General features: G+C 41.3%; 14 protein-coding genes and 2 tRNA genes. 9 read left to right on the top strand and 7 right to left on the bottom strand.

Annotation, left to right across the window (positions count from 1 at the left end):
- Nucleotides 1-77 precede the first annotated feature (77 nt).
- From ACM0OX_RS21080 to ACM0OX_RS21100, 5 genes are all read right to left on the bottom strand, one after another.
- Nucleotides 78-3,134: a hypothetical protein gene (locus tag ACM0OX_RS21080; protein WP_414516937.1), complete on the bottom strand. Its 3,057-nt coding sequence runs from the start codon at nucleotides 3,132-3,134 to the stop codon at nucleotides 78-80.
- A 206-nt stretch (nucleotides 3,135-3,340) separates the two neighbouring features.
- Nucleotides 3,341-6,088: a tubulin-like doman-containing protein gene (locus ACM0OX_RS21085; RefSeq protein ID WP_414516938.1), complete on the bottom strand. Its 2,748-nt coding sequence runs from the start codon at nucleotides 6,086-6,088 to the stop codon at nucleotides 3,341-3,343.
- A 20-nt stretch (nucleotides 6,089-6,108) separates the two neighbouring features.
- Nucleotides 6,109-7,881 carry a VWA domain-containing protein gene (locus ACM0OX_RS21090; RefSeq protein ID WP_414516939.1) on the bottom strand — a complete coding sequence of 591 codons (1,773 nt, stop codon included), beginning with the start codon at nucleotides 7,879-7,881 and terminating at the stop codon, nucleotides 6,109-6,111.
- Between the two features lie 855 nt (nucleotides 7,882-8,736).
- Complete coding sequence (locus ACM0OX_RS21095; protein WP_414516940.1) at nucleotides 8,737-11,664, bottom strand: GAF domain-containing protein; 2,928 nt, start codon at nucleotides 11,662-11,664, stop codon at nucleotides 8,737-8,739.
- Between the two features lie 200 nt (nucleotides 11,665-11,864).
- Nucleotides 11,865-12,290, bottom strand: a complete 426-nt coding sequence (locus ACM0OX_RS21100; protein WP_414516941.1) for a GNAT family N-acetyltransferase — start codon at nucleotides 12,288-12,290, stop codon at nucleotides 11,865-11,867.
- A 97-nt stretch (nucleotides 12,291-12,387) separates the two neighbouring features.
- Here ACM0OX_RS21100 and ACM0OX_RS21105 point away from each other — a divergent pair, with 97 nt between their 5' ends.
- Nucleotides 12,388-13,521 carry a quinone-dependent dihydroorotate dehydrogenase gene (locus tag ACM0OX_RS21105; RefSeq protein WP_414516942.1) on the top strand — a complete coding sequence of 378 codons (1,134 nt, stop codon included), beginning with the start codon at nucleotides 12,388-12,390 and terminating at the stop codon, nucleotides 13,519-13,521.
- 33 nt (nucleotides 13,522-13,554) lie between these two features.
- On the opposite strand, the gene ACM0OX_RS21110 is transcribed toward ACM0OX_RS21105, so the two are convergent.
- Nucleotides 13,555-14,280, bottom strand: coding sequence for a hypothetical protein (locus ACM0OX_RS21110; RefSeq protein ID WP_414516943.1), 726 nt, complete (start codon nucleotides 14,278-14,280; stop codon nucleotides 13,555-13,557).
- 548 nt (nucleotides 14,281-14,828) lie between these two features.
- Here ACM0OX_RS21110 and ACM0OX_RS21115 point away from each other — a divergent pair.
- The 7 genes from ACM0OX_RS21115 (at nucleotide 14,829) to ACM0OX_RS21145 (ending at nucleotide 17,974) form a co-directional block, all read left to right on the top strand.
- A tRNA-OTHER gene (locus ACM0OX_RS21115) sits at nucleotides 14,829-14,958 on the top strand.
- A 53-nt stretch (nucleotides 14,959-15,011) separates the two neighbouring features.
- Nucleotides 15,012-15,137: transfer RNA gene (locus ACM0OX_RS21120), tRNA-OTHER, on the top strand.
- Nucleotides 15,138-15,174: 37 nt separating this feature from the next.
- The gene (locus ACM0OX_RS21125) at nucleotides 15,175-16,776 is read left to right on the top strand and encodes a TROVE domain-containing protein (protein WP_414516944.1); all 1,602 of its coding nucleotides are present in this window, start codon (nucleotides 15,175-15,177) and stop codon (nucleotides 16,774-16,776) included.
- A 20-nt stretch (nucleotides 16,777-16,796) separates the two neighbouring features.
- Nucleotides 16,797-17,012 carry a hypothetical protein gene (locus ACM0OX_RS21130; RefSeq protein WP_414516945.1) on the top strand — a complete coding sequence of 72 codons (216 nt, stop codon included), beginning with the start codon at nucleotides 16,797-16,799 and terminating at the stop codon, nucleotides 17,010-17,012.
- Between the two features lie 126 nt (nucleotides 17,013-17,138).
- Nucleotides 17,139-17,405 carry a ribbon-helix-helix domain-containing protein gene (locus tag ACM0OX_RS21135; protein ID WP_414516946.1) on the top strand — a complete coding sequence of 89 codons (267 nt, stop codon included), beginning with the start codon at nucleotides 17,139-17,141 and terminating at the stop codon, nucleotides 17,403-17,405.
- Nucleotides 17,402-17,809 (top strand): type II toxin-antitoxin system tRNA(fMet)-specific endonuclease VapC, encoded by a 408-nt coding sequence (gene vapC / locus ACM0OX_RS21140; protein WP_414516947.1) that lies wholly within the window; start codon nucleotides 17,402-17,404, stop codon nucleotides 17,807-17,809. Before ACM0OX_RS21135 ends, vapC begins: the two co-directional genes overlap by 4 nt.
- A gap of 3 nt (nucleotides 17,810-17,812) precedes the next feature.
- On the top strand, nucleotides 17,813-17,974 hold the full coding sequence (locus ACM0OX_RS21145; RefSeq protein WP_414516948.1) for a hypothetical protein: 162 nt from the start codon (nucleotides 17,813-17,815) through the stop codon (nucleotides 17,972-17,974).
- Between the two features lie 3 nt (nucleotides 17,975-17,977).
- Here ACM0OX_RS21145 and ACM0OX_RS21150 read toward each other — a convergent pair whose 3' ends face one another.
- The gene (locus ACM0OX_RS21150; protein WP_414516950.1) at nucleotides 17,978-18,832 is read right to left on the bottom strand and encodes a peptidoglycan-binding domain-containing protein; all 855 of its coding nucleotides are present in this window, start codon (nucleotides 18,830-18,832) and stop codon (nucleotides 17,978-17,980) included.
- Nucleotides 18,833-19,075: 243 nt separating this feature from the next.
- Between ACM0OX_RS21150 and ACM0OX_RS21155 the strand changes: the two genes are divergently transcribed.
- Nucleotides 19,076-21,400 carry an NB-ARC domain-containing protein gene (locus ACM0OX_RS21155; RefSeq protein WP_414516952.1) on the top strand — a complete coding sequence of 775 codons (2,325 nt, stop codon included), beginning with the start codon at nucleotides 19,076-19,078 and terminating at the stop codon, nucleotides 21,398-21,400.
- The last annotated feature ends 20 nt before the right edge of the window (nucleotides 21,401-21,420 follow it).

A 21,420-nucleotide genomic window follows, 5' to 3' on the forward strand; every position in this document is an offset into this window, starting at 1 on the left:
TTTAACTGGAAGTTCTTTAGGGGCTGAGGTTAGGTCTATATTCAATTTCCAGAGAAGTAAAAAAGGTGATTTAATGCCTAATTAAGAGGGTTATAGTCTGAGAGCAGACGATCTAAAAGCTTGCGTTCGTAAGGATTTAAATCTGAAGCAGATGTTCCAAATTCCTGTAATTTATGGTAAATAAAATCACCTTCAAATATTTCGATACGTTCTTCTAAGTCTCCATAGAGTTCTTGAAGGGTAAACTCAGTTGCTAAAGCTAAGGCAATTTGTTCTCGGTCTTTACCAAGTGACCGACCGTTAAATTGATAATCACCTTGAGAATGCTGGGATAGTAGCCCAAGAGCGATCGCTAAAATCAAAGTTTGATAAGCTAGCTTTAATTCTCTACCAGAACCAATTTCTTCTGGGATTAAATCGGGAATGTTTTCGTCTTCATCGATTTGTTCGTTCTGAGTCCGTTCATAGCAGTCTCGATAATACTCAATTTGACTGAGAAAATAAGCCGGAAAGCCTAACGAACGAGTCAAAATACACAACCGTTGCTCATCTTCAGCTACCAAGGCGGTTAAACTACGACTAAAGCGACTGTAAAACGCAAAAATTTGTTCTTTATCTTTTGCTCCCAGCCAGAGGGTAATCTCCCGTTGAGAAGTTGGGTTCAAGTTAGTGTCAATATCTTGAATTCGCAGTAATAAATTAGCACTATCATAAAGTTGATTCAAACGCAAATTAGCTGTATTAGCGGCAATTAAATCTGACTGCTTTAATACTTCGCCAATAGACAAGTTACCCAATTGCTCGAACTGCTGACGAGCAAAGGGCATAAGTTGATTCTGAAATTCTTCAGCAGAAATTTTCCACGATTGAGAACGGCTAACCTGTTCCTGAGTAAACTTTTTTGTTGGTAATGTGGAAAGGAAACTTTGGTAATAAGCATCAATATCTGCATCGGTTAGAACTGTGAGCCGAGTTTCAGAGAACTTTGTAGTAGATAGATCGCGTTGAGCAATTAAATTATTGTGTATCTCAGAGAAATCAGATAGAGTTTGACGTAAGGTTTCAGTTCTTTGTTTAGCTGTTTTAATCAAATAATTTAACGCCTCGACACGGAGATTTTGGGCGTATAAATCGTACTCTAACTTTAATTGTTCGTTATAACTGCGACGTAATTCGACGGCGGTTGCTTTAATAGTGCTTTCTAGGCGTTTAATTTGTTTCTGAACCTTCTGAATGCGATCGCGAATATTAGTGCTGTATTTGAGCCAAACTATCCCTAAGTAAGTCAAAATTGTTACCGCAGTCCAAAGCAGATAAGTAACTAAGTTAGCCCAAAATTTTTGCAATAACAGCCACAGCGTTGATTGACTGAAAATTCCCGTCAGAATCAGTAAGGCTAATAAAGCTCCAGTAACTAAAATCGGATAAACGATCAGATACTGCGATCGAAAACGGTTTTCTTCCGTTAGTAGTTCATCTAAATTATCTGTAGCTGTTTCAAGTTGATTTTCAATGGCCGTTAAGTGATTCTGAGCGACAACGATCGCAGCTTCAGCTTGTTCGCGAGCGCGAGCGATCGCCATAAAGCGAATTTGTCGAGCTTGTTCGATTTCGGCATTTAACCCTTGACGATAGTCAGCAACGGCTGTTTCTAGCTGTTTTTGTGTAGTTTGTAACTCTTGCAGTTGTTCTTCAGATTTTCTTTCAGTTAAAGCATCTTGTAATTGTTGCTGCCGCAATTTTAAGGATAGAACTTGGTTGAGCAGCTTTTGAGTGGCTTCTGGATCAATTGTTACCTGCAATCTTGAATCGAGAAATGCTTCAGCCGTTCGTAGTTCTGTAACCAGATTCTGGGATTGATCGCCAATGGCATCCGTTTGCAGTTCCAAATATAAAAAGGTCAATATGTTTAATAGCCTAACTCCTTCATGTAAGCCTCTAGGTGTAGCATCAACATAGCTATTTATGCTGCGATCTAAGAAGTTGGTTAGGTTTGCTTGTAGTTGTTTACAACACTTTTCCAACGTGCGCTTATAAGAAAGTAGCTCTTTATTTTCAAACTGCCGATAAGCACGCTGCAATTCCATCCCATATTCCCGCGCCATCCCTGCATGGATCTCAATACGCGGATTAAAATCTTGCCAAACTGGTTTACCGTTGTCTCGTTCTAATTGCAAAAAAGCATTACTGAAATCTTCGCTAAGGACAAATCCTTTGGCATCTAACAGGCATTTTCGACTTGCTTCGGGAGTGAACTCTGCCTTCGGTAAAAACTGCTCCCTGATAATATCGGCAGCAAAGGCAGCACTCAAACGGTTAATAGTTGTTTCTCCAGCGAAAAACAATTCTCCATAACCAAATGAACTATAGGCGGGTATTTTCCCCCGTACTTTTTGTGCGCCAAGCAATAAGCCGTTGGTTTCTGGTTCCACGGTGAGAAAACCTGCCAAAGCATCAGCATAGCTAGGCAAATTATCGCTCAGTCCCCCAATTCGCTCATCCATCAGCCAGCAGTTATCAAAAGGTGGTACTTTTTGACTACCTGTAATCACAACTCCACCGATCATTTTGTAATCTAACTCTTTCAGGAAGGCGTAAGCAGCACCATAATCAGTAGTTGTGGCTTGGGTAAATAACCCTGGCAGCAGCAATAAAGCTTCTAAACTGTAAGGAATATCTGTAAAGTACTTAGAAAATAGCCAACGAATCAAGCGTACTATGTCAAAAACTACTCCCCTAGCAAATTGATTGCTGGCTGATAGCATGAGATATACTCGATGGCTGCTGCTGATTTCCACTCCCTGACGTTTCGCTGCGATCGCTTCTTTTGATTGACTAGCTGTTTTCAATAATTCAATCAGTGCAGTTTGCAGTTCGCCAGTAGCTTCGTTGAACTGGGTACGGATTTTGGAAACATAAGCTTGTTTACTATGAGTTTGAGCCAGATCAAAACTTGTGTCAGCAAACCGATCTAACTCGCCACTAAAGCCAAAAGTTTGACCATCCCAAGTTAAGTTATAAGTTTGGATTAAACAGGTTTGATCGGCTGGAAATTTTTGCAGTTGCCGTTTAATGGCTGTACAAAAAGCGGCACTGTGAGGATCGAGTGCAAGTAAAATAGTTGGTTTTGGCATAAAAACATTCTTAGAGGTTGTTTGAAAAGATTGGGCGAATAGAATTCGCTACTACACAAACAAAGTCCACCTCCGTGGACTAAGAAAAAATCAAGAGTTTTTAACCTGCGGAGGCAGGTTTTGTCTGTATAGCCGCGACTTCTAGTCGCCAGGACTAGTATGAATTGCGACTTTTCAAACATCCTCTCAGAGTGCAAAGTATAGGGCTAAATAATCACATCTAAATCTTCCAGGTAAGCTTCAATTTCCTGGATTTCCATTTCTACCTGTTCTTGAATTTGGGCATCAACCTTGCCTCCCTTTAAAACTTGATTGAGGTGATTGATGTAGTTTTGCAAAGTAGATTTGGCTTTGTCTTGATCTTCGTGGGTAATTCGCTCAATTTTGTCAGCAATTTCCTTAACTAGAGGCAAGTTGCTTTTGAAAGCTTTAAATGCTGATTTGCGATCGCCTCCCAATGGCAAAACTCCGCCCTCTAATCTTTTCGCTTGTTCTGTAGAAACAAAATATTTTTTACTCTGATTGACAACCAATTTATAAGGATCGGGTGCTAGCGCTAAAGCAAACCAACGCAACGCCCCACCGTCGTCTTCCGGTGGAATTAAATTAGCTAAGTTTGTCCAATTGCGATGTAAGTGCTTGAAGACTTTATTCGGATCTAGGTAAGCTGATTCCAGTTCCCTCATTCCGTTGAAGGCAAATAAGGGAACGCCGACTTCCACCCGAAACAGCATCACCTTATGGGGTTCGCCTGTCGGTACGAAGGAAGGATTATTATTTCCTTTAGGTAAGCGGTTAGAAAGAGGTGGATCGCTAAAAATTGTGTTGTTGCTCTCTACTCCGTAATAATAAAATTCTGTGATTAAGTGCTGCTGTTGAATGGGAATTTCCGATACTTCATACTGCCAGAGAGGAACTGCAAGTTTGCCAAGTTGTTGCAAATCTTGCCCCGCATCTTCGGGATTACTATCTGCTAAAACCTGCTCAACAGTCATGCTGGTGAGAGGATAGTAAGCTTCATTTACAAATTTCAGGATTTCGTTCTTGACATCTTCAGCTTTTTTCTCAGACCAATTCGTTAAAGTTTGGGACTGTTCTCGATGCCAACGGATAAAATCTTCGCCAGTAACTTTGGGGCGTTTCGATTGGATATTTATACGCTGAATGGTATGAATAAAAGGATTATCGTTACTTCCTTGACGGTTGACCTCGTGATAACTTTGTTCTAAATCTCGGTAAACTTTATCTAAGTTGCTGTGTAGACGCTGACACTTTTCCTGGATTTGCTCTACCTTTGCCCGTAGTACACCATAGAGTTCAGCCGCTTTATCACACCGTTTCCAATGTAAATAAGTTTTCCACTTTTGGTCAGCCCGTTCTTTGTATCTCTGACAAGCTGCTTGGATCGTGTTTTTATTTGGGAACCAAGTTTCTGCAACTTCTTTAATTTTTTCTTCTTGTGGTTCTAATTTCAAAGCATTGAAACTGGATTGTGCCTCTTGCGACTTACGCTGGACACCTTGTTGTAGTTCGTCTAATTTTTGGGAAAGGTTACTCAAAAACTCCAAAACATAAGCTAGTCCATTGGGACGATTAAGACTGCGTTCCCAGAAAGTTGCGATCGCAGTAGATGCAGTCTGCTCTAAGCGATAAAAACTTAATCCCAATTCTTGAGCCGTCCGTTGTTCAAATTGATCCAACTGGCGTTTGTAGAGTTCTTTGATCGTCGGCAAAGCTGTCCGATCCTGACGGATTTCGCCAATTCTAAATTCGGGTTTCATCTGTCCGCCGCGATCGCTTTCAGTCAACGCATTCAGGAGAGTAGTAGCTTCTGCTAATTTGCAATCTTCTAAAAACCGGGTAATGTCGCTTTCTAAATCAAGTGTTGGGGTAGATGCCATCAACTCATTCTTCAGCAAACTTTGAGCATCTTCTAATTTCATCCGCTCATATTGCTGTACTGGCAGAGTTAGAGTAGCAAAACCAAAACTACAGTAATTGATATTGCGTCCTCGAACTTTTTCACCAGTTGCCAGATAAGCGCGAATGTTATCAGCAACGTTAGCAGCGTCTAGACCGATTTGAGAACCAATTTGGATGTACAAACCATCTGCAACTAAATTTTGCAAATCATCTGGACGACCGACTACAGTTCCATTTTTGTTAACCCCGTCAATTAAAAATACTGCATCAAAGGGAGGGCGATCGGCTTTGATTTTTTTAATGCCATAATCGATCTCAATGCTATTAGATGGTGACAATCCCCAAAAGTGTTCGATTTCTTTGAGAGCGCCATAGGCATTAGACTTTACCAAGTGAGTTTGGGGAATATTGGCAAACACTCTGGGTAAAACAAATACCCCCGTAATATTAGAAAAATTATTAAGATGTTCTCGTGTTAAAAAAGCCGTATCTAAGAATGTGCCACTGCCCGTTCCACCAGCCAAGCTACCAACAATAAAAACTTCGACACCATCCCGACTGGAAACTTGAAAGTTATCGGAAAATGCTTGTTTACTAGTGCGAATTTCGCGGACAGTGTTGATTGCTTGAGCGATTAAAGCGTCAATATCGCCTACTTTCGCAAACAAGGCGAGCCGTCCCCGGGCCCGAATCTGTCCAGCGCCACTGATCAAGCTAGCTGCGGAAATATCCCTAGGCCACCATTCAGCGATGTGGTCGTTACGTGTTAGCGGTAGGGGATTTGCGACAGAAATTGCATAAAGTTCATTCGGTTCTAAGATAACCTTGGTGCCATCAGGTGATTTTTCTCGTTCTTGGATATTTTCAGTAGTATCAATAGAAATAAAACGAATAACTTCTGGAACTGAGCCATAAACATCTATAAATCGCTTTTTAAGTTTGAGTACGACTTCATAACCCGTTCCTCCTAGCCCGATAACAACGGTAGGACGAAAAACAACCGTGGGACGCACAACCGTGGGACTTAACATTCACTTTCCTGCGATCTTATTCAAAAGTTTGTCTGCCCACTGCTTGTCTCAGAGGGTCTTTGGTGTTCAATCCAGTTAAATTGCAACTTAACGTTGCCAATCTCGATGATGTCCTCGTTGAAGAGTTCATCTGTATTTATCTTTTTAGTATTGACAAAAATTACACCTTTCAAACACCGCAAATCTATATTCTTTTTGCCTAACCGCCAAACTGTGACTAACTCGGCATCAGAATTTGTCGCAGCAATGGCTGGTATCAAATCACTCAGGCATACTCTACCCTTCTGTAGGTGAGTGAGACTAATCTCTTCATCTTCCGATGATTGTGGCAGTGGTTCTAGCACTACCAATGCTCCTTCTAAGCGGTTGCGGTTGCGGAAATCTTCGGCTAATTCTAAGGGGGTTTTGCGTTGAATCAAACAAACTACTATCAAGGCAATTAACAACACCAGCAGCACTAAGAGCAACCAAATAACTATTTTCCGCCATAGGGGCATCAAAATATACAGATGAGCTTCTGCACTTACAGGACTAGCAATTGAGTTATCTGGCTTCAGGGCTAAGGTGAAGGTGCGATCGCCTGCAAAACTACTATCAGTAACCTGCAACTGCACAGGAATTTTACTTTCCCCTGGTTGTAAGGATATGGCTGCTGAAGGTTCTGCTATAGAAACGTCTTTGAAATTGCCTTGCAGTTGTAAGCTAGCTGTTCCAGATATATTGCTGCGAACTACAAAAGTTTGGGTTTCAGTGGTTTTCCCTGCTTCTATTGAGCCAAAATCTATCTTTGTAGGTTGTATTTGTAGTTGTGACTGAATGGTTACAGGTAGGTCAATTTTAATTGGTGCGATCGCTTGATCTGCACTTGTCAATACCAAGCGCAAGCTACTAACGCCTCCCTTTGCCTCCGGTGGTATCTGTAAACGCACAGGAATTACTTTTGCTTGATTAGCTGCTAAGTCGATGGTGCGATCTGCTGAAATTAAGCGAATACCACTTTGCTGAGGGTCTTCCAGTTGCAAACTTACCTTAGCATTGACATTACTAATACCATTAATATTGAGTGGTTCAGTAGTTGCTCCCGGTAACACTGGGGGTAAATTGACAGTCGTTAGATTAACATCAAGTTTGGGTTTAATAAGCGCTGGTCGAATATTTTGAGCCAGTTGGTTTAGCTGAACTCCTCCAGGATCTCGCAATACTTGCCCTTTGCCACAAAGCGCTGGATTGCTAGCAAAGTCATTCAGTTGCTTTTCGTGTTCTTTTAATCCTAAAGACACAAAAAATATGTAGGGTTTGCATTGTTGCTCGCGTAGAAATTGGGTATTACCAGGAATAGAAACAGGATTAGCAATACCACGCACATCTTCTAATCCATCTGTCAAAAATACGATACTCACAGTACGACCAAGAGCGTCAGCACGTTTATTTAATAAGGCAGAATGTTCTAAAGCCTTTTGCACAGCCTTACCTGTATAAGTACGCACACCCTCAGCTTGAAGTGAGCTAATTATTTGCTTGAGTTTACCTCTGTCTGGGTTACTATTAATAGTGATATCATTGGCATTTAGAGTGACATCTTTATCAAAGCTATAAATAGTAACTGTATCGCCTAATCTGGCTGTATTAACAAATTCGGTAATAGAGTTTTTTACTGGTTCAAAAATGTTTTTGGTTCCACCAGCACCACGCATGGAAGCAGAAGTATCTACGACTAAAATCCAGTCAATTCCACCTTTCGTAGTAGTCTGAGCAGATGCAGTATACAAGTTAGGAATTGATATTAGAACCAAAATAATAATGCTTCGGATTGAACTAAATCTCAACAAATGCTTAAGGTATCTAAAGCTCATTGATAGATTTCTCCAGGCAGATAAATTTTATATTCACCTTCCTCAAAACGGTAGTTTAAGAGTCGCAATTTAATCCTCTTGATGCTTGTAAATATTTTGTAGCATCCATATAACTCTCTTTGCTGTAAACTTAAAATCCATAAACTGACAATTATAATTCGATGCACTGATTCCATCTCATTACCTCAAAAATGTAGGCTCAAGCTGCTATTGCCATCCCAAAAGCAATATAAAAGGTTGATTAAATATGTAAATACGATATGTAATTTCAGAAATTAATTTTGATTTAATTATTTATGCAAAGTATTAAGCTTGATATTTAATCAATAATTAAATACTAAATACTTTCTAGATTTTTCTAGTTTAATAATATTTGTAAAGAAAATTTATAGAAAAATTTAGTACAAGTTGTTAATCTGATTATTTTTCACCTGAATTAAAATTAATAATAGTGATAATCAGTATTTTATCAAGCTATATGTTAACTATTCTTTTAAAAAATGTCACGTTTTTTGGAGATATTCAAGTTAACAAAAGCTAACTGTTGAACTCTTTATAGACTCAGTAAATATATACAAAATAGTTGCGATAATTGCCAACATAATTTTATATTTAGGTTTAATTAGCCTTGACAGTGACAAAAATAAATTGTTAATGCTTGTAGTTATAGCAGTGATCGTATAAGTCAGATAATTAACCACAGCACATCTGTACTAATCTTCCCTGCGGGAAGATGAAGCGCATCTGCGTTTAAATTTCAACTCTCAATTCGCCACGATTTTATGCAAAACTGCACTAAGAATCATGAATAGCTAACGGTAATAGCAAGCGACTGACTACCCGATTATCTGGTAATTGATAGAAATTTAATTCTCCTCCCAACTCTTGCATGAGGTTTTGGCAGATGGCTAGATGTAAACCTGGTGGTTGATCGAGGTTGGAGGGAGCAAGCACATCTTTGGGTGTATTATCATGTAGTTCTGTGAGTAACTGGGGTTCGATCGCACCGTTATATGTGATCGATAATTCTAGGGATGTCTGATGTTCAGCCGCTCCAGTTGAAGAAGAAGAAGAATATTTTATATCTAAGGGTTTTGACGCATCTAAACGGCGACACCAAATATCAATTCTGCTACCGGTTTGAGAACGGTTACAGGCAGTAATCAATAATTCATGGATAACTAATTCAATTTTGACAATATCACCAGCGATCGCCATTGCAGATTGAGCGCTGGAGGGAGGAACGCCTCTAACTAATGGAGAGTTTTTGGGCGATTCTTGCTCGTCAATTGATTGTCCCAAGCCATGTACCCCAATCCACAGCTTTTGTTGTTTAAGTAAATTGTCGATCCGTTCGAGCGATCGCTTCAGTAAACTGGCTATGGGCATCGTTTCCCAACTAATATGTAGCTGCCAGTGTTCGAGTTTTAGCATTCCACTCATAGAGGTGGCTGTATGGTCTAACTGCCGCAGCAATAGCTGGTAGCGCATCTGAGTCAGTTCATTAGCAGGAATGCCCAAATCATGTATTTGTTTAAGGGAATGGGCCGTTATTCTTTGAATTTCCTCTAGACGACGGTGTTTGTACCAGTTGAGTTGTCGTAATTCTTCGGTTGTGGATTCTAAAAGTCGGGTAATTTGCTTTTCACGACGCCACCAGGCTAATTGAGAAATCAGAGTTGCTGTTGCACTGAGGTTTTGTTCTGACCAACGACGCTCTTGATAGTCTACAAGCAACACGACACCAGTGGTTTCATAATCAGCAGTTGTACGTAATGCCATTACCAAAATTTGACTTTTGTCTGGAACATTCAACCATTTCCTGGTTTCTGGAGGTAAATTATCCACCTTCAAAGTCAGATAATTCTCCGTAACAAGTGCCCACTGAATTAAGGCTTCAGCCTGGATATAAATAGATGCATCAGAAAAAATCCCAAATTGGCTATTGTCAATCACTCCAGGAATAATTTCTGCCCGACTTTCACCAGGTGCCCAGGATAGCATTAGCGCTAGAGGACAACCCAAAATTGAGGCTATTTGTTCGAGGGCTGTAGATTCTAAATGCTTTTTTTCGACCTCAACGCTGTTTTGGGATTGTGTCAGGATGCGTAAGCATTGCTCAAATGCCTGGGAAGTTTTTTGCTGCTGGGTAGTGCGGTTATGTAATTGCCACTGACGAACAATTACACCAATCTGTTGACTGACAGCCCACAGTAATTCTTTTTCTATAGTTGTCCAAGAACGATGGGTGTCATGAGTAATCAGCAAAAGTGCTGCTGGGATATGCTCATGAGTGCATTTACAAATAAGTAGCGATCGCACATTATTCTCTAACAACAAGGGTCGCCAGTTAAAAAAGCGTAAATCTTCATCTAAGTTCTCAATTTCTACCGCTTGAGTTGAACTTTGTAAAAGCTGCCCATCTAATTCTTTGAGGGTTTGAAGGGTAAATGCCAACGGACGACGATTTTGGGGCTGACTTTGGTAAGTAAATTGATAATTCTTCTGTTCGGGGTCATACTGCAACAGCAAAAAGCGGGTAGCACCTAATCGAGCTAAAACCCTTTTAGCACAACTATGTAAAGTTGTCTGGAGGTCATGTTCGCTATAGATACCTTGAGCAACTTGGCTAGTGAGTTGGGCATCCTCTTGAATCTGTTTGATAGTGCTTTCCATGCTTTCGGTAGGTGTAACTAGGGAGATTAAACCAGCAACACCCTGGACAAAATTTTTGTCTGTGTCTGTCCAGATGCGAGGTTCATTGCTTTCCACCGCCAGAAAACCGACTAAGTTCTTTTGCCAAATAATCGGAGCTGCTAGGAGCGATCGCACGTTCAAACGTTGCAGCAATTTAGCCGTAAAATGGCTTTTTAAAGAACTGCGGGCATCACCAATGGAGACAATTTGGTTAACTGCCAAAGCATAATAAAAATCGCTCAAGTCCTGTACAGTCATTCCTGCTGCTTGCTGACTGCTAGAATTGCGATCCATTTTGACCAGCTGATTGCTCATTCGACACCAAAAGTAGCGCCCTTCGCGCTCAAACCAGTAAACATTTGTCCGGCTGGGGGAGACAAATTTATGAGTTGCTTGCACAGCTGCTTCAAGTCTTTGATTCAGGTTGCTGAGGGTGCGTAAATTTTCTAGCAATTCTAATAATGGCTCGTCAGTTCGCCTGGTTTGCTTTTGGTGCTTATGCATTTCATTTTGATAAAGCACTGCCCCCAGTTCACCTAAAACCATCATCAAACGTGCTTTTGTTTCTCCTGTCAGTAGGTAGCCCCAGCGTTCTGAACCCAGTAATACCAAGCCCAAGCAACGGTCTTTGTAGCGAATCGGTAAAATAATCGTTCCTTGGATGTGGAATTTTTCGGCAACTTTTCGCCATTCGGCGGCACGGATTTCAGTTTGCAAATCAGCTACGCCCAAAGGATGCTGTTCAATTACTACTTGCTCTAATAAATCCCCAGGACTGAGAACAACCCTTTGGCGTAAAAAGCTCATGTCGCGATCGGGTGTGATGCCCCCTTTTCCAAATAATATGTGATTCAGGCGATCGTAAAGAGCAATCCAAATCAGTTTGTAGTCAAACTCTTCCTTGAGATAAGAAATAGTTGTTTCAATCAGAACGTCAACATCATCTTCTTCTCTAAGGCTCTGGAGGACGCGCCCCAAAGAGAGGATCTGCTGTTCGGCGGCTATAGGTTTTTGTGGCTGCCCCATCTGATTTATTGGTTAACATAACTTGTAATATATAAGATGCCCAGAAAAGCACCCTGAGTAATATTGCCACAAGTGTTTAATGTTGAACCTGGACAGGTTAATAGGACATTAAGCTAATCGTCATTCAAATTGCATTCCGCATCTTTGCGTCTTTCTAGCGATTTGAACTATACAACTTAAAATCGCTACCTTCTGAATGTTTAACTCAGATTAAACAACTTTTGCATGAAGTATCTTTTATGGCCCAGTGGGTAATTTTCTTGAAAAGCAAATACAGTGTAGCCTTGAGATTCATAAAATTCCTTAGCTTGAAAGTCTAATGTCTCAAGATGAACCCCTACACAGTTTTGCTTTTGACCTTCTTTTTCAGCAATTTTCAGGATGTTGCTTCCGATTCCTTTGCCGCGTAAGTCTTCTTGAACAACTAGAACTCTGATATAAAGCCAATCGCAACCGATTTCACCCAGAACTCCACCAACAATTAAGCCTGATTCATCTCGTGCAAAAACTGCTATGGGTTGCCACTGCGACAACGGAAAAAAATTTTGATTGAACTGGCGAATCATTTGGATGACAGTCATCCGATCCTGCTGAGTTACTTCCTGTTCTACTTGAACTGTAATCATCCTGATTTTGCTTCTGGGTAAGGTTTTGAGCCTACTCGTACATAATTTCAGAGTGAATTCTGACTTCTGATTTCTGAGTTATTCTTTATAAAAGCTAATGGATATTTATAAATTTGCAATTAGTCCGCTTTTGTTCAATGTGGTAAAAACAGACCCGGAGTGGTTACATCAGCAGACGATTCGCAGTTTTAATTGGCTATCGCAAACGCCTTCTAGTTGGGTAAACCAACGCTTACAGAAGTCTTTATGCCTGTATGATTCACGTTTAGAACAAAATTTGTTTGGGCTAAACTTTTCAAATCCTGTAGGGTTAGCGGCTGGCTTCGACAAGGATGGAGTCGCTGCGGGCATTTGGTCTAACTTGGGTTTTGGCTTTGCAGAACTAGGAACTGTAACTTTTCACGCACAGCCCGGAAATCCGCGTCCTCGTTTGTTTCGCCTCCCGTCGGATAAAGCTGCTCTCAATCGGATGGGCTTTAATAACAGTGGTGCAGCAGTAATGGCAGCACGTTTGTCACAAGGAAAGTATGAGTTAACCCGATCGATACCCATAGGGATAAATTTGGGTAAATCTAAGATAACTCCCCTAGAAGCAGCCGCACAGGATTATCTCGATAGTTTTCGTTTACTCAAGGATTTGGGAGACTATTTTGTTGTTAATGTCTCTTCTCCCAATACACCAGGGTTACGATCGCTCCAAGATGCTTCTATGCTCAGTGCCATCTTAGATTTATTACAACAAGAAAATACTACACAAAAACCAATTTTTGTCAAGATAGCCCCAGATTTAGAATGGGAAGCGATCGCTGACATTATAACTCTTGCTAAAACCTACCAACTGGCAGGAATTATCGCCACTAATACCACCATCAGCCGTGATGGACTGAAAACCCAAGTGATTGACCAAACAGGCAAATCACCCCAGGAAGAAGCTGGCGGAATTAGTGGTGAACCATTGCGCGATCGCTCCACTGAGGTAATTCGTTTTATTTGGCAGCAAACTCAAGGACAAATCCCAATAATTGGGGTTGGTGGTATTTTTTCCTCAGAAGATGCTTGGGAGAAAATTACTGCTGGTGCTAGCTTGATTCAGGTTTATACAGGCTGGATTTACGAAGGGCCAATGATGGTACGCCGAATTCTAGCTGGTTTACTTTCCAAGCTAGAACAAAGCGGATTAAATTCCATCAACGAAGCTGTGGGTTTACAAACAAAAATTCCAAAATTCTAATTACGAATTACGAATTACGAATTACGAATTGTTTTACCCTTCTTCCTCCACTGGGAAAAACTCTTTAGTTTTTTCCGAGTATGACCAGGCAATATTATCAGGGTCTTTGCTGCGACTCCACTCAGGAAACTCTGGATCGTTTCGCCGTTTATAAACCGTGCTGGAATAGACATTTAGCCGTTTGGCGAGTTCAGATTGAATTAGAGAGCCAAAAATTAACTGTTTTTCCAGCGATCGTTTAGCTTCTTCATGAGTTGTCTGTGGTAGTGATTCGGTTTCTGGTTCCTCCTCCTGTGGGATTGGTGGTGGTGCTAATAGCGATCGCGCTGTTTTAGTAACTGGTTGAGCCGGAAGTTCTTTAACAGGCTCACTACTATCAAGAATATTGCCGAGAATGCTGGCAGTTATAAAGTAATAAGACTGCCCTGCATCTTCAGAGTTGACTATACTGGCACCAAATTCCGAGGCTTTACTATCCAAGTAGCGTTTTGCCGTTGTTCCAGGAAAATTGCCCCTGATTGCCAAGTCCATTGGCGTCAGTCTGCCCTGATTTTCGCGAACCAATTGATGAAAAATTGGGTTAACTCGCACAGTCCACTGTTGCCATTGATATTCCTGCCAAAGCTTGAAGGCAATTACCAGCACAATTACCGCCAGTAAAATTCTCCAAGTGGCAACTAGGAAAATAATCAAAAACGAGATGGGCAAAAGTAGAACGAGAAAAGCCTTACCGTTACCTTCTATGGGTTTCTCACTCATGCCGATTTTTGCCAAGTGAATTTTAGTAAATAATATTATCTATCTTGGCAAAAATTGTGTCACTTTTTTGTATCTTTTGGCAAAGTTGCGGCAAATTTGCCAGCAAAATCTTTATTCAGTAAGTGTTATAGGCTTATCACCCTTCGGCTCAGATAAGATTGGTCTGCGATGCCTACGGCGGTAAACTACGCGCAAAAGTTTTTACCAGAGAAAATAAGCGCCATACATCTCGGATAATCTGCTCCCGAAATTCTGAGCAATGTCTTGCTTGTACTCCTCAGACTTTTCTTTCCAAAGCAATAATTCTAAATTTCCTTGACAACAAATAATACATATACTACATTAATAATACAAGTCAACTTTCATGAGGGAGTTAGCTTTCACCAGTAGCGAATAGCTCAAATGGCAGAGCGCCCACCTTGCTCGAAAGGGCCGACGTATCGAGGGTTATCGTATATAACAAAAACACCCTCGATCAAACTTCTGGAGGTGTAGGTAAGAATCCTACTTCGCTACAGCAAATAGAGTGCTGAATTTTTAATTTTCATGTGGTGGGTAGCTCAGTGGTTAGAGCGCCTAAACATCCTTATTCAACCCTTGCCTGAAAAGGCCGAAGAATTGAGGGTTATCGCCTGCCAAGCGGGAGGTCGCGGGTTCGATTCCCGCTCCACCACACCAATTAATTTTGGATTAAATTTAAAATCCAAAATCTAAAATCTAAAATTTTCATGTGGCAGATAGCTCAGTTGGTAGAGCGCCGAAAAACATCCTTGTTCACACCTTGCCTGAAAAGGCCGACGAATTAGGGTTATCGCCTCTTAAGCCGGATGTCGCAGGTTCGATTCCTGCTCTGCCACCTTTCATTTTTGCCCGCAAGGGCCGGGAGATGAAGTGATGAATTACAATTTTTTCACTAAAAAGAAAACAACTACACCCCAAAATCAACCTATCCCCGGACGAGAAGCAGAAATGCTTCAGGGACGTTCCGGCGGTTGGATGTTTGATGCTGGTATTTGGAAAATGCTGCGCCGTTGTCTTTTAGTTGGCACAGCAAAAAGCACTTACTACGCTGGTAAACAGGAATTAACTGAAGATTTTGTGACAGTTGTCAGACAAGCTGTTGCTGAGAATCCCAGCCGTGTAGCAGAAGAAATTCTGTATGCAAGCGATGGACGCGCCATCAATAACAGTGCGCCTATCTTGGCTTTGGTATTGCTATCAATGGGTGAAGCACCGGAAGCAAAACAGGCGTTTGGTGAAATATTCCCGCAAGTTGTCCGTACTGGTAGCCACTTCTATGAATGGCTCAACTACACCAAATCTCTGCGGGGATTTGGCAAAGTAGTGCGGGAAGCTGGTAAAAGTTGGCTCTCAAGGGAAGATGTTAAGGGTTTAGCTTATCAACTGTTGAAATATCAACAGCGTCAAGGCTTTTCCCACCGGGATGCGTTGCGGTTGTTTCATGTCAAACCGCCTACAGAAAATCACCGTCAACTATTTGAGTGGGTAGTTAGAGGCTGGGAAGAATTGCCAGCAGATATCCCCTCAGAAGCGTTGGCGCAGATTTGGTGGTATGAGTGGCTGAAGCGGAATCCAGCCCAAACCCATGAAGCTATTTCCCAAGGACGCTTAACCCACGAAATGGCTGCACCTGTGGGCAAAATGGATAAGCTTGCTTGGCAGTTGCTATTTCAGGAAATGCCAATAGGTGCAATGTTACGTAACTTGGGTTCTTTAACTGAACTCGGTGTGTTGCGAGCCGATGAAAGTGCCAACTTACTGCGAGTGGAAGCAGTTCTCAACAACAAGGAACATCTGCGTAAAGGTCGCATCCATCCGATTGATGTTTTGAAAGCACTCAAAACATATCAATCTGGTGGGACATTAGGACGCAGTAAGAAAACTTGGAACCCAGTTCCTCGGATTGCGGACATTTTAGAAAAGGCGGTTGAACTGTCTTTTGATGTTGTGCAACCCACAGGTAAAGCGTTCATGCACGCCGTAGATGTTTCTGGTTCTATGGGTAGCATGGTTGCAGATATGGGACTGACTTGCTGTGAAATTGCCACCACAATGGCATTGGTGACAGCAAAAGCAGAGAAAAACTACATGATTCGTGGTTTTGCTACCGAATTCCGGGAATTAGGTATCACTGCCAAAGATAGTTTTAGTTCTGCGGTTCGCAAAGCTAGCAACCAAAACTTCGGTGGAACGGATGCATCAGTAGCTTATGACTGGATGATTAAGAATAAGTTCAAAGCTGATGTAGTCTGCTTTTGGACTGACTCGGAAAGCTGGGCTGGGTATAAGCATCCAAGTCAAGCGCTGAAGGAGTACCGCAAAAAGGTAAATCCCAACGTCAAGGCGGTGTATGTCACCTTGACACCTTACCAAATTACTTTGGTAGATCCTGAAGATTCGCTATCTTGGGATTTGGCAGGGTTCGACCCAGGTACGCCTCGGATTATCCAGATGCTGGCTACGGGTGAAGTGTAGATATTGCTGAAGGATAAAGGATGAAACACTTTATCCTTCATGCTTCATGGCGGGTTATCCTTGTTCGCAACTTGCCTTTCGGGGCCGATGAATTTAGGATTATCGGTTACGTCTCCACCATTGTGGGGATTAGCGGGTTCAATCCCCGCACCCGCCTTTGTTTGATTTTTAGCTCACGCAAACAAGAAGGCGATTTAATTTTTGAATGGTCGTTTTTCTATTTCAGCGATAGGTAAGAGTAGGGTGTCTTCGATGTGCGATCGCACTTTTGAGCCAAAGCATATAAATAACAGCCTGATTTTCAGTTACGATCTCACCTCAGACTAAAATAGTTATGGAAAAGCACCCTTGGAAATAAATCTATGAATGTGTTCTTAAATCCAGAGATAGAGCAATTCATCCAAACTCAGATTGAAAGTGGTAAGTATGCTTCGCCAGAGGAAGTAATTGTTGATGCTCTGAAGGTGTTTGCAGCAAAGGGTAACATTGAAGCACCAGTGCAGGTAAAAACACCTGAAGAATTGGGGTGGCCTCCTGGTTTTTTTGAACAGACGGCTGGTTGTCTGCAAGATGATCCTCTGGTGAGATATCCCCAAGGTGACTATGAAGTGCGGGAGTCATTAGAGTGATGTATTTATTAGATACCAATGCTTGCATTGTTTATCTAAATCGTCCAATATCTGGAGTGCGACGACGGTTAGAGTCTTTATCACCACAGGATATTGCTATTTGTTCAATTGTTAAGGCTGAACTGTTTTATGGTGCGATAAGAAGCAAGAATCCTCAACGCACCTTAGCTTTACAGTTAGCTTTTCTCAATAATTTTGTCTCTTTGAGTTTCGATGATGTAGCCGCCACAATTTTTGGTCGAATTCGTGCTGAATTGGCAACTTTAGGTACGCCTATTGGGCCTTACGATTTACAAATTGCATCAATTGCTCAGGCACATAATTTAATCTTAGTTACCCATAATAGGAGTGAATTCAATCGCGTGAATGGGTTACAGATTGAGGATTGGGAGGAAGAAGGTTGATAATTGAGTCGAACAACTGTTCCATTCCTCACCAATTTATTAACTATGTTATTCTGCACTCAATATTGGTGTCGTACTTCTCAAAAAGTGCGATCGCATCGGTCAGATAGGCGATCGCTATTTTTTAAAAGCACAGCGATCGCTCATCATCTATTCACTCACTGAATGTTAATTAAACAATGTCCCCAAAAAACCGATAATTGGTTTCCAAAAGATACCAGTTAACACATAAGGAGCATATTCTAAAAGCGGTAAACTTGAGTGCTTCGAGGGCTTCAGCGGTAAACACTCCAAGAGAAAAGGCACTATACAGGTGAGTCCATAGGCAGTTGCTAAGGCTATATTCCATTTCAGTTCATCTGCTACTGGTATGGGGCTACAATAAATACCCAGTAGAATGAAAGAGATCATTAAAAGCTGCTCACAAAAAAACCAGGATTGGGGCGATAGAAAATAAACTAACTGGAGAAAGCTTTTGTTATCTATTTTTTGTCGCATTCCCATTAATACAGCCCAAGTTGCAGCCCCAACTACGCCATCATCTTTCAGTCCATAAGTTCTTTGAAAGCGTTTAACACCTCTTTCAGTTTCCCGACTAAAATATCCATCAGGTTCTTTTTTGAAAAATCCTTCTTCATTAAGGATAGTTTGCAGTTCCTTAATAGCATCCTGTAATTTTGGCGACATACTTTTCTGATTGCGGTAAAGCCTTGGGTAGAAAAGGCAAGCCCAACTTAGTGGCCCGACTACTCCATCCACCTGAAGATTATTGGCTTTCTGAAATTTTAGTACAGCCTCTTCTGTTTCTAAGTCAAATTTACCACTAATAGTTGAGAGAAAACCCTGAGCTTGCAGTCGTTCTTGTAGTTCATTAATTGATTCTTGTGCAGAGTTTGGCGAAAAGTCTCGGTATAATATGGGACGCTTATTGAATACACAGACTTGTCTTTCTTCTGGGAAATAACGCCGGGATTGTTTTAGCCCAAGCAATAGATTTAGGAAACTAGATGCTTTCTTTGTCATAGTTTTATTGAGTAATTTCTGAAAAAAATAACCGGGTCTACTTTTAGAGCTTAGAAGGTAGTATGTCGAGAGCCTCTAGCCTCTAACAACTAGAGAAAAAAATAGACTTATAAATTAGCTTACTGATTAAATTTCAGGCAGGAATTAACATTGTTAAAAAAATGTTAGTGATTTATCAAACTCCTGTTCGTTAAAATGTTGTTATTAATGCCACATTGATGACAAATTTATTAGGTGATATTTATGTCAGGTCAGTCAGAACCTTGGAATTTACCTAAAAGTTGGAATAGCAAGATTTTGCAGGGCTGGGAGATAAACCGACTACTGACTGACTTAGAGTCTATGCTTCAAAAACGTTATAGACAAAGTACCAGAAAAGACCTGTTACTTGGGTTACTCTGTGGGTGTAGCTTGAAAAAGATTGGTCAAGATTTACACAAGGAAAATTCTGTTGTCAGAGCAGGATTAAGCAATATCTATCGGGACATTGAAATTTTGACAGGAGAACCAAATAACACTGTCAAGTCCAGCAATCTTGTCCACGTTTTAGAAAAACATGGGTATCGCAAAAATTCTGTGGTATCCACGATCAAAAGCCGCTCTATTCCCCACAATTTACCAGCACCAACTTACACGCAATTTATTGGCCGGGAACCGGATATGAATAAGCTACTAAAACGCCTTTCCCCGGATCATGGCGCTCATATCATCACGGTGCATGGTATTGGTGGTGTGGGTAAAACGGCGTTGGTGTTAGCAGCTGCTTACCTGTGTTTAAAAGCCAGTAATGAAAACTTTTCTGATGCACCAAAATTTGAGGCGATTATTTTCACTTCAGCCAAACAACAAGAACTTATTCCCAACAATAGTATATTGCGGCGGCAACAGGGACAGCGTAACCTGCGCGATATCTTTCGGGAAATTGCCAATGCTTTAGACGATCCTACAATTATTCAATCTCCTGCCCATGACCAATTTGACCGTGTACGCCAAAGTCTCTCAAGACAAAGAACACTGTTGATTGTGGATAATATGGAGACTATAGAAGACAGAGATGAGGTTATTGAGTTTTTATATAATCTGCCCATTTGCGTCAAAGTGGTAATTACTACCCGTGAGCAAATTGCCTTGCTACCGATTCGTCTACGAAACTTGCCCTTAGATGATGGTTTGCAGCTGATTCGACAACAAGCTGAAGAAAAAGGTATAGCCCTCAACGATGAGGAATCAAAGCTCCTCTACAAAAACACTGGTGGAATCCCTCTCGCGATTGTGTATGCGATCGGTCAAGTATCTAGTGGCTACTCTTTAAACTCAGTATTGGATCGATTAACCTCGGCTACAGATGATGTAGCTTGTTTTTGCTTCGAGCAATCAGTGCAAGGAATCAAGGGACAGTCGCCCCACAAGTTACTGATGTCACTGGCGATTTTTCCTGACTCTCCCATACTTGCTGCTGTGGCTGAGGTTGCTGGACTAACAACCGCTCCTGATGCTGTAAATAATGGCTTGGCACGTTTGCAGCAACTTTCCTTGGTGAATCTAAACCCAGAGACTAAGCGGTTTGAAATGCTTTCTCTGACTCGTGAGTACGCTTTAGCAGAATTAGCTGCTTACCCAGATTTTGAGAAGGAAGCACGTAATAGGTGGGTTAAATGGTATTTGGATTTTGCCCACAGTTATGCCGGTGAAGATTGGGAAAAGTGGATACACTACAATAAGTTAGAGCCAGAAGAAGCAAATCTGCGCACAGTACTTTATTGGTGTAAAGACCAAGACCGCTACGAAGCAGTTAGAGATTTATGGATGCTCTTGATCCATTATGCAAATGTCTACGCCTACTGGGACGATCGCCTAGATTGGCTGCAATGGCTCATTGAACAATCAGAACGCCGTGGGGAATGGTCTTCTTTTGTAAAAATTATCGTCCGCAAAAGCTGGTTACTAATTCGAGAGTGTTCTTCTGTAAGTCTGAAAGAAGCAGACGAAATTTTGCAGCGGACATGGATTTTGCGTGACCATGCGGATTTGTGCGTTCAGGCTGACTTAGCCGAAAGTATGGCTAGGCTAAAAATTAGACAAAAGGATTATCAAGATGCACGCCACTGGCTGACGATAGAAGAAAAATTGGTGATCGAGGCAAATCTTGAAGAGCGACAGCATATCCGCTATTTTATTCCCGTTCTTTACCATCAGGCTGAAATCTTTTATTTAGAAGGTGAATATCTTTTAGCAAAGCAGCTATTTCAAGAGGTGATGAGAAGTGCAGAAAACATTAGTTGGCATCGGGTGATCAATTCTGCTAGCAATTGGCTTGCTGATATTGCCATTGAACAAGGCGATCGCGAAGAAGCTCAAAAGCTATTAATTCAAGGATTCACTGTTGCTGAAATGACTCACAACAAGCGGCGTTTAGCTCGCTATCAACGTTCTTTTGCCCGTTGGGAGAAAAAGTGGGGAAGCGTAGAGAAGGCTCAGGAATGGTCAACTAAGGCTATTAATGGTTTTAAGCAATTAGGGATGACACAAGATGCACAGGATATGCAAATTTTTCTTAATTCTCTGTAATTATACGCAAACAATGCATC

This window comes from Nostoc sp. PCC 9305 (genome assembly GCF_963920915.1).
Lineage (GTDB): Bacteria > Cyanobacteriota > Cyanobacteriia > Cyanobacteriales > Nostocaceae > Nostoc.